Source organism: Sulfitobacter sp. 1A15106, from assembly GCF_043556995.1.
In the GTDB taxonomy this organism is placed as follows: Bacteria; Pseudomonadota; Alphaproteobacteria; order Rhodobacterales; family Rhodobacteraceae; genus Sulfitobacter; species Sulfitobacter faviae.
Genome location: NZ_JBIFFM010000011.1, coordinates 87368 through 102748, shown reverse-complemented (window position 1 = coordinate 102748; position 15381 = coordinate 87368). Strand labels below are relative to the sequence as shown.

Genomic DNA, 15381 nt, shown 5'->3' with positions numbered 1-15381 from the left:
GGCAAGGTTATCGGTGGGCGGGCGTGGGGAGGGGCGCCCGCCCGGGGGCAGGTTACTCGATCCGGGCGAGCCAGAGGCGCGGTTTGTCATCCGCGGTCTGGGTGATCTTCACCGCATCACGCGCGGCCCACGACAAGGGCTGGGCGTGCAGCGGCAACCATGCCACCTCTTGATCGGCGATGCGGAAGGCTTCGACCATCATTTCCATGCGCTTTTCGGCATCCAGCTCGGTCGCCACGGCCTTGGTCAGACGGTCGACCTCGGGGTTGGAATAGCCGCCGGGGTTCCATGTGCCCATCTGCCCTTCGGGCGTGTGCAGCATCGCCGAGAGCACCGAGAAGCCGTCGAGCATCGGCAGCGTGGCCCAGCCCAGCATGAACATGTCGGTCTCATTGGCGCGGGCGCGCTCGAAGTGGATCGCCTTGGTCTCTGCCGTGAGGTCTGCCTTGACGCCGACGCGGGCAAACATCGCCGCCAGCGCCTGACAGATCGCGGCGTCGTTGACATAGCGGTCATTGGGGCAGTTCATGTTCAGGCTGAAGCCTTCTGGGTAGCCGGCATCGGCCAGCATCTGCTTGGCCTTTTCGGGATCATAGGCGGGGATTTCATCGACCCCTTCGTCAAAGCCCGGCACCTGCGGGGCCAGCAAACCGCCGAGATTGCGGGATTTGCCGCGCATGATCTTGTCGCGCAGCAGGTCATAGCTGATCGCATGAACCAGCGCCTGACGGACCTCGACCTTTTGCAGCGGGTTGTCGTCTTGGTTGGGGTTGTTCGACGTGTCGGACATATTGATGCCCATCATGATCGCGCGCAGGCCCGGCGCTTCGAGCACATGCATACCTTCGGTCGCCTCGATCCGCTTGGCGTCCTGCAAGGGCGAGGGCACGATCATGTCCAGCTCGCCCGAGAGCATCGCCGCCACGCGGGTCGCATCGGAGTTGATCGGGTTCAGCTCGATCCGGGTCAGGTTGTGCTGCGGCTCGTCCCACCAATCCTCGTTCACGGTCAGCACGGTCTGCGCGTCCGGGGTACGGGATTCAAAGCGGAAGGGGCCGGTGCCATTGGCGTTGGAGGTGGTGTAGCCTTCCTCGCCCTTCTGCGCGTCGATCGGGTCAAGCGCATCATGTTTTTCGAGCCAGCCGCTGTCGAAGATCAGCACATTGGTCAGGAAGTTGTTCAAAAGCGGGTTCGGGCCGTCGAGCATGAGATCGACGGTCATCTCATCGACCATCTTGGCATCGACCAGACCGGCGATATTGCCGCGAATGGGAGAATCTTCGTGCGCGGCCCGTTTGACCGAGGCCACCACGTCTTCGGCTGAGAAATCCTGCCCGTCGTGGAACTTGATCCCCTCGCGCAGTTTGTAGCGCACGGTGGTCTCATCGATCTGCTCCCAACTGGTGGCGAGCGCCGGTTCGATCTTGAGGTCCGCGTCATAGCGGACCAGCGCCTCATAGACGTGGTTCAAGAATGAGACGGTGAAACTGTCGGTCATCGAATGCGGGTCGAGACCGTAGAGGTCGCCATTGGTGCCTAGGCGGAAGGTCTCACCCTGCGCCATGCTGGCGCAGCTGAGTGCCAGAGCCGAGGTGAATAGAAATTTGCGCGGTGTCATTGTTATCTCCCTGTTCGTGCCGCCCTGCGAGCACAGCGGACCTGCATCACAGCGACTAAAGCTAGGCTGGCACGATTCCATTTTTCTGTCTACAATTATTGTTAACAATCTGTGCTGACATAAATTGCTTGCACTTTATCGGGCGTTTCGACGACTATTGAGGCAAATTTAGTAAATAAAGATTTGAGGGGGGCCGATAGGTGACAGGAGCAAAGCTCACGGAGAAGCAGATCTATGAACGGATCTGGAAATCCATCGCCGAACGTCGCCTGCCGCCCGGCACGCGATTGAAAGAGGAACGGCTGTGCGAAATCTTTGGCGCCAGCCGTCCGCGCATTCGGCGGGCATTGGACCAACTGACCCATGACGGGCTGGTCAGCCACATCCCGAACCGCGGCGCCTTTGTCACCACACCATCGGTCGACGAAGCCCGCGATGTCTTTTTCACCCGCCGCGTCGTGGAACGCGGCGTGATCGAAGCGCTGAAGAAACACGGCGCGCAAGAAAAACTGGCCGCCTTGGAAGCCCATATCGCCGAAGAACGCGAAGCGCTGGCGGCAGGGGACACGGCGCGTATCATCCGGCTCTCGGGCGCCTTTCATATGCTGCTGGCCGAACTCGCCACCTCTCCCCTCTTGGCCGATATCCTGCGCGACCTCGTTTCAAAAAGCACCTTGGTCACGGCTGTGTTCAAACCGAAATGCGATACGCAATGCGGCCCGGACGAACATGCCGCCATCGTCGCAGCCCTCGCCGCAGGGGATTTCGAAACCGCGATGACGGAGATGGAAGCCCACCTTCTGGAAGCGGAGCGCACTTTGAAACTCGAAGCCTCGCAAGAAGGCGCTGCGGCGCAGGACGATGTCCTCGGGGCCGCGTTGAGCGAGGACCTGTAATGACCAGCCATGCGATCACCCACACCACCGCGATCACGATGGACGCGGAGCGACGTGTTATCGACGATGCCACCGTGCTGTTCGAAAACGACCGTATCACCACCGTCGGCCCCGCGGGCGAAGTGCCCCTCCCCGAGACCGCCGAGGTGATCGACGGGCGCGATATGATCACCCTGCCGGGGCTGATCGACAGCCATGCCCATGCGGGCCACGGGCTGACGCGCAACCTAGGCGGCGGCGATGGCGATGCGTGGTTTCAGGCCTGCGAGACGATCTACACCCGCGGCTCCACCCCCGCGTTCTGGCAGGCTGAAGCCCGGCTTTCGGGGCTTGAGCGGCTGAAGGCGGGGATCACCACCTGCACGATGCTGCTTGGCGGCGGGGCGGATCATTACCGCACCGATACGGTCGAAGCGGGCAATCTCCATTCCGAGGCCACGCGCGAGATTGGCATCCGAACGATGCTCGCCGCGGGCCTGAACCACCGCCCCTTCCCCAAGACCTACCGCAGTCTGGACCTTGACCGGGAGGTCAGCCTGTCCTTCGAGGATCAGTTAGAGGTCTGCGCTGAACTCGCCCAGACCAACGGGGATTTCCTGAACGATGGCGCGGGGGTCTGCCTCATCATGCCGGTCTATTCGCCCGAGGACTTTGCGCAGGCCCCCGATGACATCCGCGTGATGTGCCGCGCCGCGATGGACCTGCGTGAAAAACATGGGCTGCTGTTCACTCAGGATGGGCACCGGTCCGGCTCCATCGCGCTGGCCGAAAACCTCGGCATTCTCGGCCCATGGGCCTATCTGTCCCATTCGGTCGACCTCACCCCCGAGGATATGGACGCGGCCAAACGCAGCGGCGCGTCGATCGTTCACAACCCCTCGGCCATCATGTCGGTTCTGGGCCGCTGCCCCGCGCCCGAACTGCGCGAAATGGGGGTGAACGTCGCCCTCGGCTCGGACGCCGCAGCGCCGGACCGGGGCTATGACATGTTCCGCCACATGGCCCAATGCCTGCACTACCACCGCCGCCACTTCCGCGACCCGGAGGTGATGATGCCGCGTGATGTGCTGGAAATGTGCACCATCGACGCCGCCAAGGCGATTGGGATGGAGGCGGACCTTGGCTCACTCGAACCGGGCAAGAAGGCGGATATCGTCATGCTCGACCGCCGCAAACCGCATCTCTACCCGCCGATGATGCCCCTGACCACGGTCGCGCAATATTCCAATGCGGCGGATGTGCATACGGTCATCGTAAACGGGGAAGTCCGCATGAGAGACCGCGAAACGGCGCTGGACGAAGGCGGCATACTCGATGCCGCTGCGGGAGAACTCAATGCGGCCCTTGCCCGCTGCGACCTGTCGCATCTTCTCGTAGAATAACGAAATTCACGCGCGGAACAGTAAAGGCGAGGGGCCACCCCCTCGCCTTCTGTCGCGTTCAGTCGGGCTTGGCGCCTTCCGTTTCACGGGCAACATTGCTGTTCCAGATCGTGTGATCGACGCCATCGCCAAGCTCGGCATATTCGGCGATCCTGAACATCGGCTCTTTCCCCGCCTTGCGCTGCGCGAAATAGTCCCGCGTGAGTTTGGCAACGGTCTTGGACAGGATCAGGATAGCGATCAGGTTGACCGTCGCCATTAGTGCCATGGAGGCATCGGCGAAGTTGAACACGGTCGTGACCGCCTGCAACGAGCCCCAGACCACCATCGCGATCACCAGCGCCTTCAGCACGAGAAGCGGGATCCGCTTGCCCATCCCAAGGAACTCCATCGCGTTCTCGGCATAGGAATAATTCCCGATGATCGAGGTAAAGGCGAAGAACAAGATGGCGATCCCGATGAAGATCGGGCCGAATGCGCCGATATGCTGCTCCAAAGCGATCTGGGTCAGCGCCATGCCGGTCGCCGCACCTTCGGAATAGTCGACCACGCCCGAGAGCAGGATCATCAGCGCCGTGGCCGTGCAGATCACCAGCGTATCTATAAAGACGCCAAGCCCCTGCACCAGCCCTTGACTGGACGGATGGTGCGGATCGGGCACCGCGACGGCGGCGATGTTCGGGGCCGAGCCCATGCCCGCCTCATTCGAGAACAGACCGCGCTTCACACCGTTGAGCAGGGCCACCATGAAGCCCCCCGTAAAGCCGCCTGCCGCCGCTTCGAAACCAAAGGCCGATTTGACAATCAAGGCCAGCATGGCGGGCACATCGGCGATGTTCAGAACCACGACGAGCAACGCCACGACGATATAGAGCCCGGCCATGGCAGGAACGATCTTTTCCGCGACCCGCGCAATGGATTTGATCCCGCCGAAGATGACGATGCCCGCAAAACCGCCGACGACAAGGCCGGTGACGAGTTTGGGAATGGCAAAGGCTTCCTCCATCGCGACGGAGATCGAGTTTGCCTGCACCGCCGAGAAGATCAGGCCGAAGCTGATGATGAGGCAGACCGAAAAGACATAGCCCATGGCGTTCGACCCGATGCCCCGGGACATGTAGAAGGCCGGCCCGCCACGGTATTGCCCATCCGCGTTCCGAACCTTGTAAAGCTGCGCCAAGGTCGATTCCGCATAGGCCGTCGCCATGCCGACGAGCGCCACAACCCACATCCAGAACACAGCCCCCGGCCCGCCGAGATAGATCGCCACGGCCACCCCGGCGAGGTTGCCCGTACCGACCCGGCTGGCGAGAGAGATCGTCAGCGCCTGAAATGGTGAAATGCCCGCGGCGGAAGTGTCACGCGAGGATCTGACCACGCGAAAGAATTCGGCGAAATGCCGGAATTGCAGGAAACCAGTGCGCCAAGTGAAGTAAAGCCCGACAGCCAGCAGGCCATATACGAGGACGTAGCCCCATAAGACGGTGTTCAGGAAATCGACGATTGCGGTCATATTCTTGTCCCCCTCGTTTGCATGTTCAACAACTAACGCGTCGGCAGACAAGGGAAAGCTTTAAACCGAAATGAAAACGCCCGGCGGGCGTCAGTATCGATCGTCGCGGGGCTGCACGCCACCGCGCGAAAATGTGGTGCTACCTGCTACGCGGTCAGATGAATAGTGGCGCGGGCCGAAGGGCGGGCGCATGGCCCGCGCAAGCAAGCGACCGCCTTCACACCCTCAGTGCGTCCACGCCCCACGGCGACCGGTCGCGAAATTCTCGCCATAGCCGCCGGGGCGGACGTTGGGCTTGCGCTTGTTGGGCAGTTGCACCTGCGCGTCGATGCCATGATCCCGGGCGTATTCTTCGGCGGCTTCGCGGGTGTCGAACTGCAAGCGCACTTGGCTTTGCGTATCATCGGAAGATGTCCAGCCCATCAGCGGATCGACCCTGCGCGCTTCCGCGGGCGAAAACTCAAGCAGCCAGACACGGGTCTTGGCCGTGCCGGAGGACATCGCTGTACGGGCGGGTTGGTAGATACGTGCGCGCATTTCGGGACTCTCGCTTCAATAACCTTGGGCTTTATCTAATATTCCGTGCCAAGGGGCAAGGGAATGCAGGCCCGCGCAAATAAACCCTACCATGCTGCGGTGCAGAGACTACATCAAGATCACCCCATTGGAGTGTTCCATATGACCCCCTTCGCCCTCTTCGCCCTGCAAAGCCAGATCGCCGCCCTCGCGGTGGAAACCCAGATCGTGATGTCGCTGCGCCTCTTGGGCATGGCAGGCGCGCTGCCCGCCCGCCCCGGTGAGAACAACCGCATGGTGGCCGAGAAAGGCCCGGCCATGGTCAAAGCCTTCACCGCCGGGACGCAGGCCATGATGCTGGGCAAACGCCCCGATCAGATCATGGACGCCTCGCTCGCCCCTCTGGCCCGCAAGGTGCGACAGAATCGCAAACGGCTGATGAAGTAGCGGCAAAAGCGCCCTTCGCGGCCCCCTGCCCCTTGAACCCCGCGTGAAAGAGGGCACCTATGGGAAGCTTGACGAAGGATACCCGCGATGCCCTATGCCCATTCCGACAAGACCGAGGGGATGCCGATGCTGGCAAACCCCGCCCCAGACGTGCGCAACCGCCCCAAGCTGGAGGGCGGCCATAAGTTCAAACTGGTCACCGAATTCGACCCGGCGGGCGATCAGCCCACGGCGATCAAGGAACTGACCGAGGGCGTCAACTCGGGCGAACGCGATCAGGTGCTTCTGGGCGCCACCGGGACGGGCAAGACCTTCACCATGGCCAAGGTCATCGAAGAGACGCAGCGCCCCGCCATCATCCTCGCCCCCAACAAGACGCTGGCGGCGCAGCTTTACGGCGAATTCAAGGGCTTCTTCCCGGACAACGCCGTGGAATATTTCGTCTCCTACTACGACTATTACCAGCCCGAAGCCTATGTCGCGCGCTCCGACACCTTCATCGAGAAGGAGAGCCAGATCAACGAGCAGATCGACCGGATGCGCCACTCCGCCACCCGCGCGCTTTTGGAGCGTGACGACGTGATTATCGTGGCCTCGGTCTCCTGCATCTACGGCATCGGTAGCGTCGAGACCTATGGCGCGATGACGCAAGACCTGAAAGCGGGCGGCATGTACGACCAGCGCAAGGTGATCGCCGATCTGGTCGCCCAGCAGTACAAACGCAACGATGCGGCCTTCCAGCGCGGCTCTTTCCGCGTGCGCGGCGACAGCCTTGAGATCTTCCCCGCCCACCTTGATGACCGCGCCTGGCGGCTGTCCTTTTTCGGCGAGGAGTTGGAAAGCATCACCGAGTTCGACCCGCTGACTGGCGAGAAGACCGATACGTTCGAGCAAATCCGCGTCTATGCCAACAGCCACTACGTGACGCCGAAACCGACAATGCAGCAGGCCATTCAGGGCATCAAGAAAGAGCTGCGCACCCGGCTTGACCAACTGGTCGCCGACGGCAAGCTTCTGGAGGCGCAGCGGCTGGAGCAGCGCACCAACTTCGACATCGAGATGCTGGAGGCCACCGGCGTCTGCAACGGGATCGAGAACTATTCGCGCTATCTCACCGGCCGTGCCCCGGGCGAGCCGCCCCCCACATTGTTCGAATTCATCCCCGACAATGCCATCGTCTTCGCGGACGAAAGTCACGTCTCGGTCCCGCAGATCGGCGGCATGTACAAAGGCGACTACCGGCGCAAGTTCACGCTTGCGGAACACGGCTTCCGCCTGCCGTCCTGTATGGACAACCGCCCCCTCAAGTTCGAGGAATGGGACGCCATGCGCCCGCAGTCGGTCTTTGTCTCCGCCACCCCGGCGGCCTGGGAGATCGAACAATCGGGCGGTGTTTTCACCGAACAGGTCATCCGGCCTACCGGCCTTTTGGACCCCAAGGTCGAGATCCGGCCCGTTGAGATGCAGGTCGACGACCTCTTGGATGAGGTGCGGAAAGTGGCCGCCGACGGTTACCGCACGCTTTGCACAGTGCTGACCAAGCGCATGGCCGAGGACCTCACCGAATACATGCACGAACAGGGCATCCGCGTGCGCTACATGCACTCCGACATCGACACGATCGAGCGGATCGAGATCCTGCGGGACCTTCGTTTGGGTGCCTTCGACGTGTTGATCGGGATCAACCTGCTGCGCGAAGGGCTCGACATTCCCGAATGCGGACTGGTCGCCATTCTGGACGCCGACAAGGAAGGCTTCTTGCGCTCGGAAACCTCACTCATCCAGACCATCGGCCGGGCCGCGCGGAACGCCGAAGGTCGCGTCATCATGTACGCCGACCGCATCACCGGCTCGATGGAGCGCGCCATGGGCGAGACTGATCGCCGCCGCGCCAAGCAAATCGCCTATAACGAAGAGCACGGCATCACCCCCGCCACAGTGAAAAAGAACGTCGAAGACATTCTTGCCGGGCTCTACAAGGGCGATGTGGACATGAACCGCGTCACCGCCCAGATCGACAATCCGATGGCCGGCGGCAACCTTCAGGCGGTGCTCGACGGGCTGCGCACCGACATGCGCAAGGCGGCCGAGAACCTCGAGTTCGAAGAGGCCGCACGCCTGCGTGACGAGGTCAAACGGCTGGAGGCCGTGGACCTTGCCGTCGCCGATGATCCGATGGCCCGGCAGCAAGCAGTCGACCGCGCCGTCGATGCCGCGCAGCAAGCCTCAGGCCGCAGCACCTCAGGCCGAGGCGGGATGCGCGGCGGCAATGTAAAACGCCGTAAACGCTAAAGAAAAAGGGCCACCCCACTCGGGGCGGCCCTTGCACAATCCAACACTAAAACGCCGCAGCTACCGTCGCAGCGCCGCCACCAAGGCCAACACCAGCGCCGCTCCGATTGCAGCGACGACCAGCAGCAACAGCAAGCCCCCCGCGGCCACCACCGTCACGCCCAGCGCGGCAAGGGTGAAGGGCAGCGCCACGGCGCCGACGACCCCTAAAACAAGGTAAAGAATACGGTTCCGGCCCGCCACGGCCCCGGCAATGGCCCCGGCGGCAAGCCCGACCACCACGAGCGCGATCAGCGCCACCGCGCCAAGCGTATCAAAAAAGGCTTCCATCGAAGGGTTCTCCTAAATCAAATGAAGGGTACGAATGGCACGCCGCATGCCCCAAGGGTCAGCAGCAGGCCGAGAGCGATCATTCGGCGCATCGGGGATTCCTTTCCAATCACGGCCAAACCAGCCGCACTCTCATCAGACCCGATCCGCTGCGCGAAAACAATGGGCTGCGCAGACTATCGCCACAGCGAAAGGGAGGCGTCATCGCCTCCCTTAACCATCTAGAGCGCCTATCAAATCCAGTAATAGGGCACGCCGTAGTGATCGAACGTCCGCTCTTGCCACGCGCGGTCGCTGTGCCACTGCTCAGTCCGTTCCGGCGCGCCTTTGACCGTTGCCTCGTCGATGTTGGTCATGAAACCATCGCGGGACGGGTCATAGTTCAGCGCGTTCCACGGCACCGGATAATGCTCTTCCCCGAGCCCCAGAAAACCGCCGAAGCCCATCACGGCATAGGCGACCTTGCCGGATTTCTTGTCGATCATCAGGTGGTCGATATGGCCGATTTCGGTCCCATCCGCGCCGAAAACGGCGGTGCCGTTCACGTTGTCCGAAGAAACCAGCGATGCGGGTGCTGTCGTGTCAGTCATGGCTTGTTCCTCTCATGATTGCTGTACCGACAAAACCCAAGGCAGGCGGCGCCGGTTCCCGCAATACGGGCAGTCCGGCGGGGATCGGCTTAGGCCCAGCGCGGCGCGGTCCGGGAACAATTGCGCGCGCCCTTGGGTTGATCACTCAATAGACACGCACGCATTCGAGAGGGATCAAACAATGGAATATGGACTTTTAGGGCTCATCATCCTCATCGCCGACATCTACGCCATCTATCAGGTCGTCACCTCCAGCGCCTCGGGCGCGGCCAAGATCGCATGGGTCTTGGGCATCATCATCCTGCCGGTGCTGGGCTTCATCGTCTGGCTCATCGCAGGCCCCCGCGGCAACAAGGCCCATGTCTGAGCCCACGCCGGGCGACCCTGACATTGCAACTGCAAAACCCGGTGCCTTCGGCGCCGGGTTTTCACGTTCCCATCCCGCGAGAAACGATTTGTTAACCGCCATTAACCAAGATCGCAGCAGGAGCCTGCCATGCGATCTGCCCTTTGCCTTACCCTACTGGCCTGCCAGTTCAGCCCCACCGCCGCCCACGCCGGGCCGTGGCTGCGCGAGGAAGGCACGACCTTCATCTCAAGTTCTTTCTCGGCGACCTACTTCTACGACCTCTCCCAAAGCACCTATATCGAATACGGGCTGCGCGAATCTCTGACCCTCGGCTTCGACCTCAACACCGCGCAAAGCCGTTTTGGCCTGCAAAGCGGCCATGCCACCGTTTTCCTGCGTTTCCCCTTGGAAGAGCCGAGCGAGACGGGTCGCTGGGCTTACGATATCGGCGCCGGGGCAAGCTGGTCGCGGGAGTTCATCTCGCCCCACCTCAGGGCCGGGCTGTCTTGGGGCCGCGGCTTCACCTTGGGCGAACGGAATGGCTGGCTGACCATCGATGCCTCCGCAAGGTGGGAGTTCGGCTTTTCCCAAGAGGTCATTAAGATCGACAGCACCGTGGGGCTCGACTTCACCCCCGTGACCACCGGAATGGCGCAGGTCTTTCTCACCTACACCGGGGGTGAGACCTATGCCAAATTCGCCCCCTCCATCGTTTTGTCGCCCAGCTTCACCAAATACCGCCTGCAACTGGGCAGCGAAATCCCCTTCGACGCGCCAGAGAATTCGGCCCTCACTCTTAGCCTCTGGCGGGAGTTCTAAAACAAATGGCCCCGCCGATCTCCGGCAGGGCCGTTCATCACCTCAGCGCAGCGCCATGGTCAGCGGTTGTCCATCCGCACCATGACAGAGACCTTGCCCTTCACCGGCGTCGGCCAAACCACATGCAACTGATCCCGGTCCGGCCCTTCGGCGTGTTTCACATAAGGCATGTCGAACTGCGCCACGTTGTGGGAGTTGCGGATCGCCCCATGGGCCACCACCGCATCGCTGTTGAGCGCTTGCCCCTCGAACGGTAGATGCCCGGCGGTATCGATCACCCAAGTCTCTGACGGGGTCGACTGGGTGAACTCGATCTCGGCCATATTCTCAACCTGCGTGGTCACCGCATGGAAGGAATTGCCCTTCATCACCACGTTCTTGCACCGCGACAGGTCAAGATCGGCAAAGGTCGTATCCACCCGCTCGGCCCGGTCGATGCTGCCGTTAAGGCTGCGGAACCGGTTGCCGGTGATGGTCACCCCGCTCAGGAAATGCCCTGCGCCATGCGGTTTTACCACGATATAGCTGAACCACGGGGCCACCTCCCCGGACAGAAAGATATTGTCGCTGATGCTGAGTGCGCTGAACGAATAGCCCGTGGCGAAGGCCGGGGTCGGGTCCTGCTCATTCGTCCATTCGATAAAGCAATTGTCGACGTAATTGCCGGTCACCACCGCGCTGGTATGGGCCGAAGCAAGGATCAGCCCCGCCGAGCGCACACCGTTGTCGACCGCATCCCCCTGAAAAAAGTGATTGCCCGTCACGATGCTGTTGCCCCCCGCCAGCAGCGCGAAATGGCGGAACTTGGTCGCACGGCAATCGCGCAGCTTCACGTCGTTGGCGTTGGTGTTAAGCGCGATGGAGGACCGGTTCGGCACGGTCAGCGCATCCTCCGCCGACAGGAACTGGCAGCGGTCGATCAACATGCCCTGACAGCCGCCCCCGATCGAGGTGACGCCACGGTCTTTCGGGCGGCTGACGAAACAGTCGCGCAGGTGAAAGATCAGCCCCGAGGGCGCGAGGTTGATCGCGCTGCACCGGTTGTTGCACTGGAACTCGATATCATCGAGCACGAATTTCGACAGCGAGGCGAAGCCGCTGAAATCCACCATGTATTGGAACTTGCGGAAGGTGAAGTTCTGCGTCCCCTCAGCATCGTAAAGCGGCGCGTTGAGCGTGATTTCCCGCGTGGCGACATTCTTGGACCGCACATAAATCTCGCGCCCCACCCCGGCCCCTTCAACCAGTGCGCCCACCGGCACATTGGCGATATTGGTCACATTGGTCAGCTTGCGCGCGTCCGAGGCCGCGTAGCGCGCCTGCGACGTCACCACCACCGTGTCCCAAGCGCTGCTCGACGCGGCCTCAAGCTGGCCGTTGCGGATCACCCGACGGGTGGCATAGCTGGTCTTGTCCGGCACCGCCGCCTGCATGTCGAGCGGCCCGGTCACATTCACCTTGCGCCCCCCCATATCGAGCGAGTCGTGATCCGCGTTGTTCAAAAGCGCCTGAAAGGCTTTCAGAAAAGCAGTCTCTTCATTCTCGAAGGCTTCGATATAGCTGGGCAGATCGAAATTGCGGCGCAGCAGCAGCACCGCCCCCACCGGCATGGTCACATGGCCCTCGAATTTGACCGGCGTGTCAAAGGTCACATCTCCGTTCAGCAGGTAGTTCCCCGCGGGCACCAGCACCGTGCGCCCCGCCGCCGCGGCATTTGCCGCCTCGAAAGCGGCGGTATCGTCGCTCACCCCGTTGCCCACCGCACCAAAGTCGCGCACATCGACCTGCGCCAGCATGTCCCGCAGAAAGACCGAGGTGACATCCTCGATCACGATATCGTCGATCCGGACCACACCGCCCGTGGGCCCAGTGAGGTCCAACCCGAAATGCCCATAGACGGCCCCGGTGCCCCAGACCATATCGACCCCGCCGCGGTCGCCGCTGCCGATGATCGCGCTGACCTCGACCACCTCGCCATAGGCCGTCAGCGTGACCGCCGGCCCGGCCTCCGTCACGCCGCTCACCCGGCCCCCGCCCGTCTGCGCCGGATAGCCCGCGATCCGCACCGTCGGCAGGTTGCCACTCACCGCCTTTACCCGCGCCGTGACCCGCAGATAGCAGCCCGGCAGCAGCGGGGTCTGCCCCATGTAGCGCAGCCGTTGCGTGGCTTGCGTCTTTAGCAGTTCCAACGCCCCGCCAAAATCCTGATCTGCGGGGACAAAGGCGGCATTGGCCGCGTTCTCATAGGTGTCCGACCCCGGCGTGCCATCGCCGCTCGACCAGACATCCAGCCCCTCCGCAAAGGGGGTGGGCATCAACACCACGCCATCGGTAATCGCCTTGTTCATCGCTTTTCCTTTCCCCGGTCCGCACCTCCCACCGGGGCGCGCCGCTCAACTGCTCAGGCTCGGCGAGGGCCGAACCGCGAGGTCAGGGAAGTATCAACGATGTATTAACCCACACTTTGCCCGCCGCGCGGAGGCGGCGCAACAATGGTCAGACATTGGCCCCCGGCGCGTCGAGGATTTGCACCCCGCCGATGCGCCAGCCTGCCTCTGTCCGTTCCATCAGATAGCCCAGCAAATGCGTGAACCCCTGAGGATCGACCGCCTGCACCACCTGATAAAAACGCGCCCCATCCGCGCGCCGGTCGAGGAACCGCACCTCCGCCGGGTTCTGCACCATCGGGTAGCCATTGCTCACCATGCTGCGAAAGTTCTCAGGGGTCTGGAAATAGCGCTGCAAATTCGGCGTGGCGAATTCTAATGCGGCGGCGAAATCATTCGCGCGAAAAGCGTCGAACTGGCGGTTGATCGTCTCTTCGATCTCAGCCTGCTGCGCCATCGCGCCAAAGCTCAGGAGGGCCGATAACACCAGCCCTCCGAAAAACGTGAACATCCCTTTGCGCATTGCCTTTCCCCCTTGCCCTTGCTGAATGATCTAAGTCACGCAAGGGCAGAGGCAAAAGTTTCACGCGCTGGTCAGCTTGCCCGCCAGCGCATCGTCGATCAGCGCGACGGTCTCTTCCACGCCATAAAGCGCGATGAAGCCGCCAAACCGCGGCCCCTGATCGGCGCCCAGAAGCACTTGGTACAGCGCCTTGAACCAGTCGCGCAGCGGGTCGAAACGCTCCTTGCCGACGGCAAAGACCATGCTTTGCAGCGCCTCGGCATCCAGCCCACCGTCCCAAACCTTGAGCCGGTCGCGCAGGTCTTCCAGCGCCTCGCGCTCAAGCTCGGTGGGCGCGCGGAACACCTTCGTGGGCTTCACGAAGTCGTTGAAATAGCGCACCGCGTGGCCCGCCGCGGCATCCATGCCCGGGTTGGTCTCGGGCGTGGCCTCGGGCGCGTAGCGCTGGATGAAACCCCAAAGCTGCGACTTGTCCTCGGCGCTCGACACGGAGGCGAGGTTCAAGAGCATCGAGAAGGGCACCACCATGTCCGACTTCGGCACATCACCGCCATGGATGTGCCAGACGGGGTTATTCAGCCGCGCCTTCACGTCCTGCGTCTCATAGGCACGCAGCTGCTGGTGATACTCGTCGACCGCCTTGGGGATCACGTCGAAATACATGCGCTTGGCCGTCTTCGGCTTGAGGAACATGAAATACGACAGGCTCTCGGTGCTGGCATAGGTCAGCCACTGGTCGATCGAAATGCCATTGCCCGAGGATTTGGAGATTTTCTGCCCGTTCTCGTCGAGGAACAACTCATAGCTGAAATGCTCGGGCTTCTTGCCACCCAAGATCTCGCAGATGCGGTCGTAGATCGCCGTGTTGGTGGCGTGCTCCTTGCCGTACATCTCGAAATCCACGTCGAGCGCGGCCCAGCGGGCGCCGAAGTCAGGCTTCCACTGCAGCTTCACGTTGCCACCGGTGACCGGCAGCGTCATTTCGTTGCCGTCCTCGTCGTCAAAGGTGATCGTGCCGTCCTTGGCGTTGACCTCCTTCATCGGCACATACATCACGCGCCCCGTCTCGGGGTGGATCGGCAGGAAGATCGAATAGGTTTGCGCGCGCTCTTCGCGCAGGGACTTCAGCATCACCGCCATGATTTCGTCGTACTTCTCGCAAGCGCGCAGCAGCACCTCGTCGAACTGGCCCGAGCGGTAGAATTCGCGCGCGGAATAGAACTCGTACTCAAAACCGAAGGTGTCGAGGAAGCGGCGCAGCATGGCGTTGTTGTGATGGCCAAAGCTCTCATGCGTGCCGAAAGGGTCTGGCACGGAGGTCAGCGGCTTGTGCATATGCTCGGCCAGCATCTCTTGCTGCGGCACGTTGCCCGGCACCTTGCGCATACCGTCAAGGTCATCCGAGAAACACACCAGCTTGGTCGGGATGTCGCTGATCTCTTCAAAGGCGCGCTTGATCATCGTGGTGCGCAGCACTTCGCCGAAGGTGCCGATATGCGGCAGGCCCGAGGGGCCATAGCCCGTCTCGAACAGGACGTAACCCTTCTCTGGCGGCTTCTTGGCATAGCGTTTGAGCACCCGGCGCGCTTCTTCAAAGGGCCATGCTTTGCTGCTGAGTGCCGCGTCTCGGGTCTCGGACATGTCAGATCATCCATCTTTTGGCGTCCCTGCGCCCAATGCGCACGGGGTCGCCCGTTCCTATTGCTTCACTTCCTGAGG

General features: G+C 62.1%; 14 protein-coding genes. 6 read left to right on the top strand and 8 right to left on the bottom strand.

The window, feature by feature from the left end; all coding sequences use genetic code 11:
- Positions 1 to 52: 52 nt before the first annotated feature.
- Complete coding sequence (locus ACGYKA_RS16560) at positions 53 to 1618, bottom strand: ABC transporter substrate-binding protein (protein WP_394418323.1); 1566 nt, start codon at positions 1616 to 1618, stop codon at positions 53 to 55.
- A gap of 200 nt (positions 1619 to 1818) precedes the next feature.
- Here ACGYKA_RS16560 and ACGYKA_RS16555 point away from each other — a divergent pair, with 200 nt between their 5' ends.
- The gene (locus ACGYKA_RS16555) at positions 1819 to 2514 is read left to right on the top strand and encodes a GntR family transcriptional regulator (RefSeq protein ID WP_394413695.1); all 696 of its coding nucleotides are present in this window, start codon (positions 1819 to 1821) and stop codon (positions 2512 to 2514) included.
- Positions 2514 to 3896 carry an amidohydrolase family protein gene (locus ACGYKA_RS16550; RefSeq protein WP_394439237.1) on the top strand — a complete coding sequence of 461 codons (1383 nt, stop codon included), beginning with the start codon at positions 2514 to 2516 and terminating at the stop codon, positions 3894 to 3896. The genes ACGYKA_RS16555 and ACGYKA_RS16550 overlap by 1 nt, the downstream gene beginning before the upstream one ends.
- Before the next feature lie 58 nt (positions 3897 to 3954).
- Here the strand turns inward: ACGYKA_RS16550 and ACGYKA_RS16545 are convergent, their stop codons facing one another.
- Together ACGYKA_RS16545 and ACGYKA_RS16540 are read right to left on the bottom strand one after the other, a co-directional pair.
- Complete coding sequence (locus ACGYKA_RS16545; RefSeq protein ID WP_067266940.1) at positions 3955 to 5409, bottom strand: sodium:alanine symporter family protein; 1455 nt, start codon at positions 5407 to 5409, stop codon at positions 3955 to 3957.
- Between the two features lie 225 nt (positions 5410 to 5634).
- Positions 5635 to 5946 carry an ETC complex I subunit gene (locus tag ACGYKA_RS16540; RefSeq protein WP_067268114.1) on the bottom strand — a complete coding sequence of 104 codons (312 nt, stop codon included), beginning with the start codon at positions 5944 to 5946 and terminating at the stop codon, positions 5635 to 5637.
- Between the two features lie 141 nt (positions 5947 to 6087).
- Between ACGYKA_RS16540 and ACGYKA_RS16535 the strand changes: the two genes are divergently transcribed.
- Together ACGYKA_RS16535 and uvrB are read left to right on the top strand one after the other, a co-directional pair.
- Positions 6088 to 6372, top strand: coding sequence for an antifreeze protein (locus ACGYKA_RS16535; RefSeq protein ID WP_209217058.1), 285 nt, complete (start codon positions 6088 to 6090; stop codon positions 6370 to 6372).
- Positions 6373 to 6459: 87 nt separating this feature from the next.
- Entirely contained in the window at positions 6460 to 8664 is a 2205-nt protein-coding gene (uvrB, locus tag ACGYKA_RS16530) for an excinuclease ABC subunit UvrB (protein WP_394413701.1), read from the top strand.
- A gap of 60 nt (positions 8665 to 8724) precedes the next feature.
- Here the strand turns inward: uvrB and ACGYKA_RS16525 are convergent, their stop codons facing one another.
- Both ACGYKA_RS16525 and ACGYKA_RS16520 read right to left on the bottom strand, forming a co-directional pair.
- On the bottom strand, positions 8725 to 8994 hold the full coding sequence (locus ACGYKA_RS16525) for a GlsB/YeaQ/YmgE family stress response membrane protein (RefSeq protein ID WP_394413704.1): 270 nt from the start codon (positions 8992 to 8994) through the stop codon (positions 8725 to 8727).
- Positions 8995 to 9227: 233 nt separating this feature from the next.
- On the bottom strand, positions 9228 to 9584 hold the full coding sequence (locus tag ACGYKA_RS16520; RefSeq protein ID WP_067268120.1) for a PRC-barrel domain-containing protein: 357 nt from the start codon (positions 9582 to 9584) through the stop codon (positions 9228 to 9230).
- Positions 9585 to 9765: 181 nt separating this feature from the next.
- Between ACGYKA_RS16520 and ACGYKA_RS16515 the strand changes: the two genes are divergently transcribed.
- Together ACGYKA_RS16515 and ACGYKA_RS16510 are read left to right on the top strand one after the other, a co-directional pair.
- Positions 9766 to 9951, top strand: coding sequence for a PLDc N-terminal domain-containing protein (locus ACGYKA_RS16515; protein WP_067268122.1), 186 nt, complete (start codon positions 9766 to 9768; stop codon positions 9949 to 9951).
- A gap of 129 nt (positions 9952 to 10080) precedes the next feature.
- A complete protein-coding gene (locus tag ACGYKA_RS16510) occupies positions 10081 to 10752 on the top strand; it encodes a hypothetical protein (RefSeq protein WP_394413707.1) in 672 nt (223 codons plus the stop codon).
- 59 nt (positions 10753 to 10811) lie between these two features.
- On the opposite strand, the gene ACGYKA_RS16505 is transcribed toward ACGYKA_RS16510, so the two are convergent.
- The 3 genes from ACGYKA_RS16505 to ACGYKA_RS16495 all read right to left on the bottom strand — a co-directional run bounded on the left by ACGYKA_RS16505 (position 10812) and on the right by ACGYKA_RS16495 (position 15303).
- Positions 10812 to 13100, bottom strand: a complete 2289-nt coding sequence (locus tag ACGYKA_RS16505) for a glycosyl hydrolase family 28-related protein (RefSeq protein WP_394413709.1) — start codon at positions 13098 to 13100, stop codon at positions 10812 to 10814.
- Between the two features lie 148 nt (positions 13101 to 13248).
- The gene (locus ACGYKA_RS16500) at positions 13249 to 13662 is read right to left on the bottom strand and encodes a DUF4864 domain-containing protein (RefSeq protein WP_394413712.1); all 414 of its coding nucleotides are present in this window, start codon (positions 13660 to 13662) and stop codon (positions 13249 to 13251) included.
- A 60-nt stretch (positions 13663 to 13722) separates the two neighbouring features.
- Positions 13723 to 15303: a lysine--tRNA ligase gene (locus ACGYKA_RS16495; RefSeq protein ID WP_394413715.1), complete on the bottom strand. Its 1581-nt coding sequence runs from the start codon at positions 15301 to 15303 to the stop codon at positions 13723 to 13725.
- Positions 15304 to 15381: the final 78 nt, after the last annotated feature.

Bases quoted from the DNA above. Each gene is read 5' to 3' on its own strand.
- ACGYKA_RS16515 (WP_067268122.1), top strand. From the start codon at position 9,766: ATGGAATATGGACTTTTAGGGCTCATCATCCTCATCGCCGACATCTAC.
- ACGYKA_RS16510 (WP_394413707.1), top strand. From the start codon at position 10,081: ATGCGATCTGCCCTTTGCCTTACCCTACTGGCCTGCCAGTTCAGCCCC.
- ACGYKA_RS16525 (WP_394413704.1), bottom strand. From the start codon at position 8,994: ATGGAAGCCTTTTTTGATACGCTTGGCGCGGTGGCGCTGATCGCGCTC.
- ACGYKA_RS16505 (WP_394413709.1), bottom strand. From the start codon at position 13,100: ATGAACAAGGCGATTACCGATGGCGTGGTGTTGATGCCCACCCCCTTT.
- ACGYKA_RS16560 (WP_394418323.1), bottom strand. From the start codon at position 1,618: ATGACACCGCGCAAATTTCTATTCACCTCGGCTCTGGCACTCAGCTGC.
- ACGYKA_RS16540 (WP_067268114.1), bottom strand. From the start codon at position 5,946: ATGCGCGCACGTATCTACCAACCCGCCCGTACAGCGATGTCCTCCGGC.
- ACGYKA_RS16535 (WP_209217058.1), top strand. From the start codon at position 6,088: ATGACCCCCTTCGCCCTCTTCGCCCTGCAAAGCCAGATCGCCGCCCTC.
- ACGYKA_RS16550 (WP_394439237.1), top strand. From the start codon at position 2,514: ATGACCAGCCATGCGATCACCCACACCACCGCGATCACGATGGACGCG.
- ACGYKA_RS16495 (WP_394413715.1), bottom strand. From the start codon at position 15,303: ATGTCCGAGACCCGAGACGCGGCACTCAGCAGCAAAGCATGGCCCTTT.
- uvrB (WP_394413701.1), top strand. From the start codon at position 6,460: ATGCCCTATGCCCATTCCGACAAGACCGAGGGGATGCCGATGCTGGCA.
- ACGYKA_RS16520 (WP_067268120.1), bottom strand. From the start codon at position 9,584: ATGACTGACACGACAGCACCCGCATCGCTGGTTTCTTCGGACAACGTG.
- ACGYKA_RS16500 (WP_394413712.1), bottom strand. From the start codon at position 13,662: ATGCGCAAAGGGATGTTCACGTTTTTCGGAGGGCTGGTGTTATCGGCC.
- ACGYKA_RS16545 (WP_067266940.1), bottom strand. From the start codon at position 5,409: ATGACCGCAATCGTCGATTTCCTGAACACCGTCTTATGGGGCTACGTC.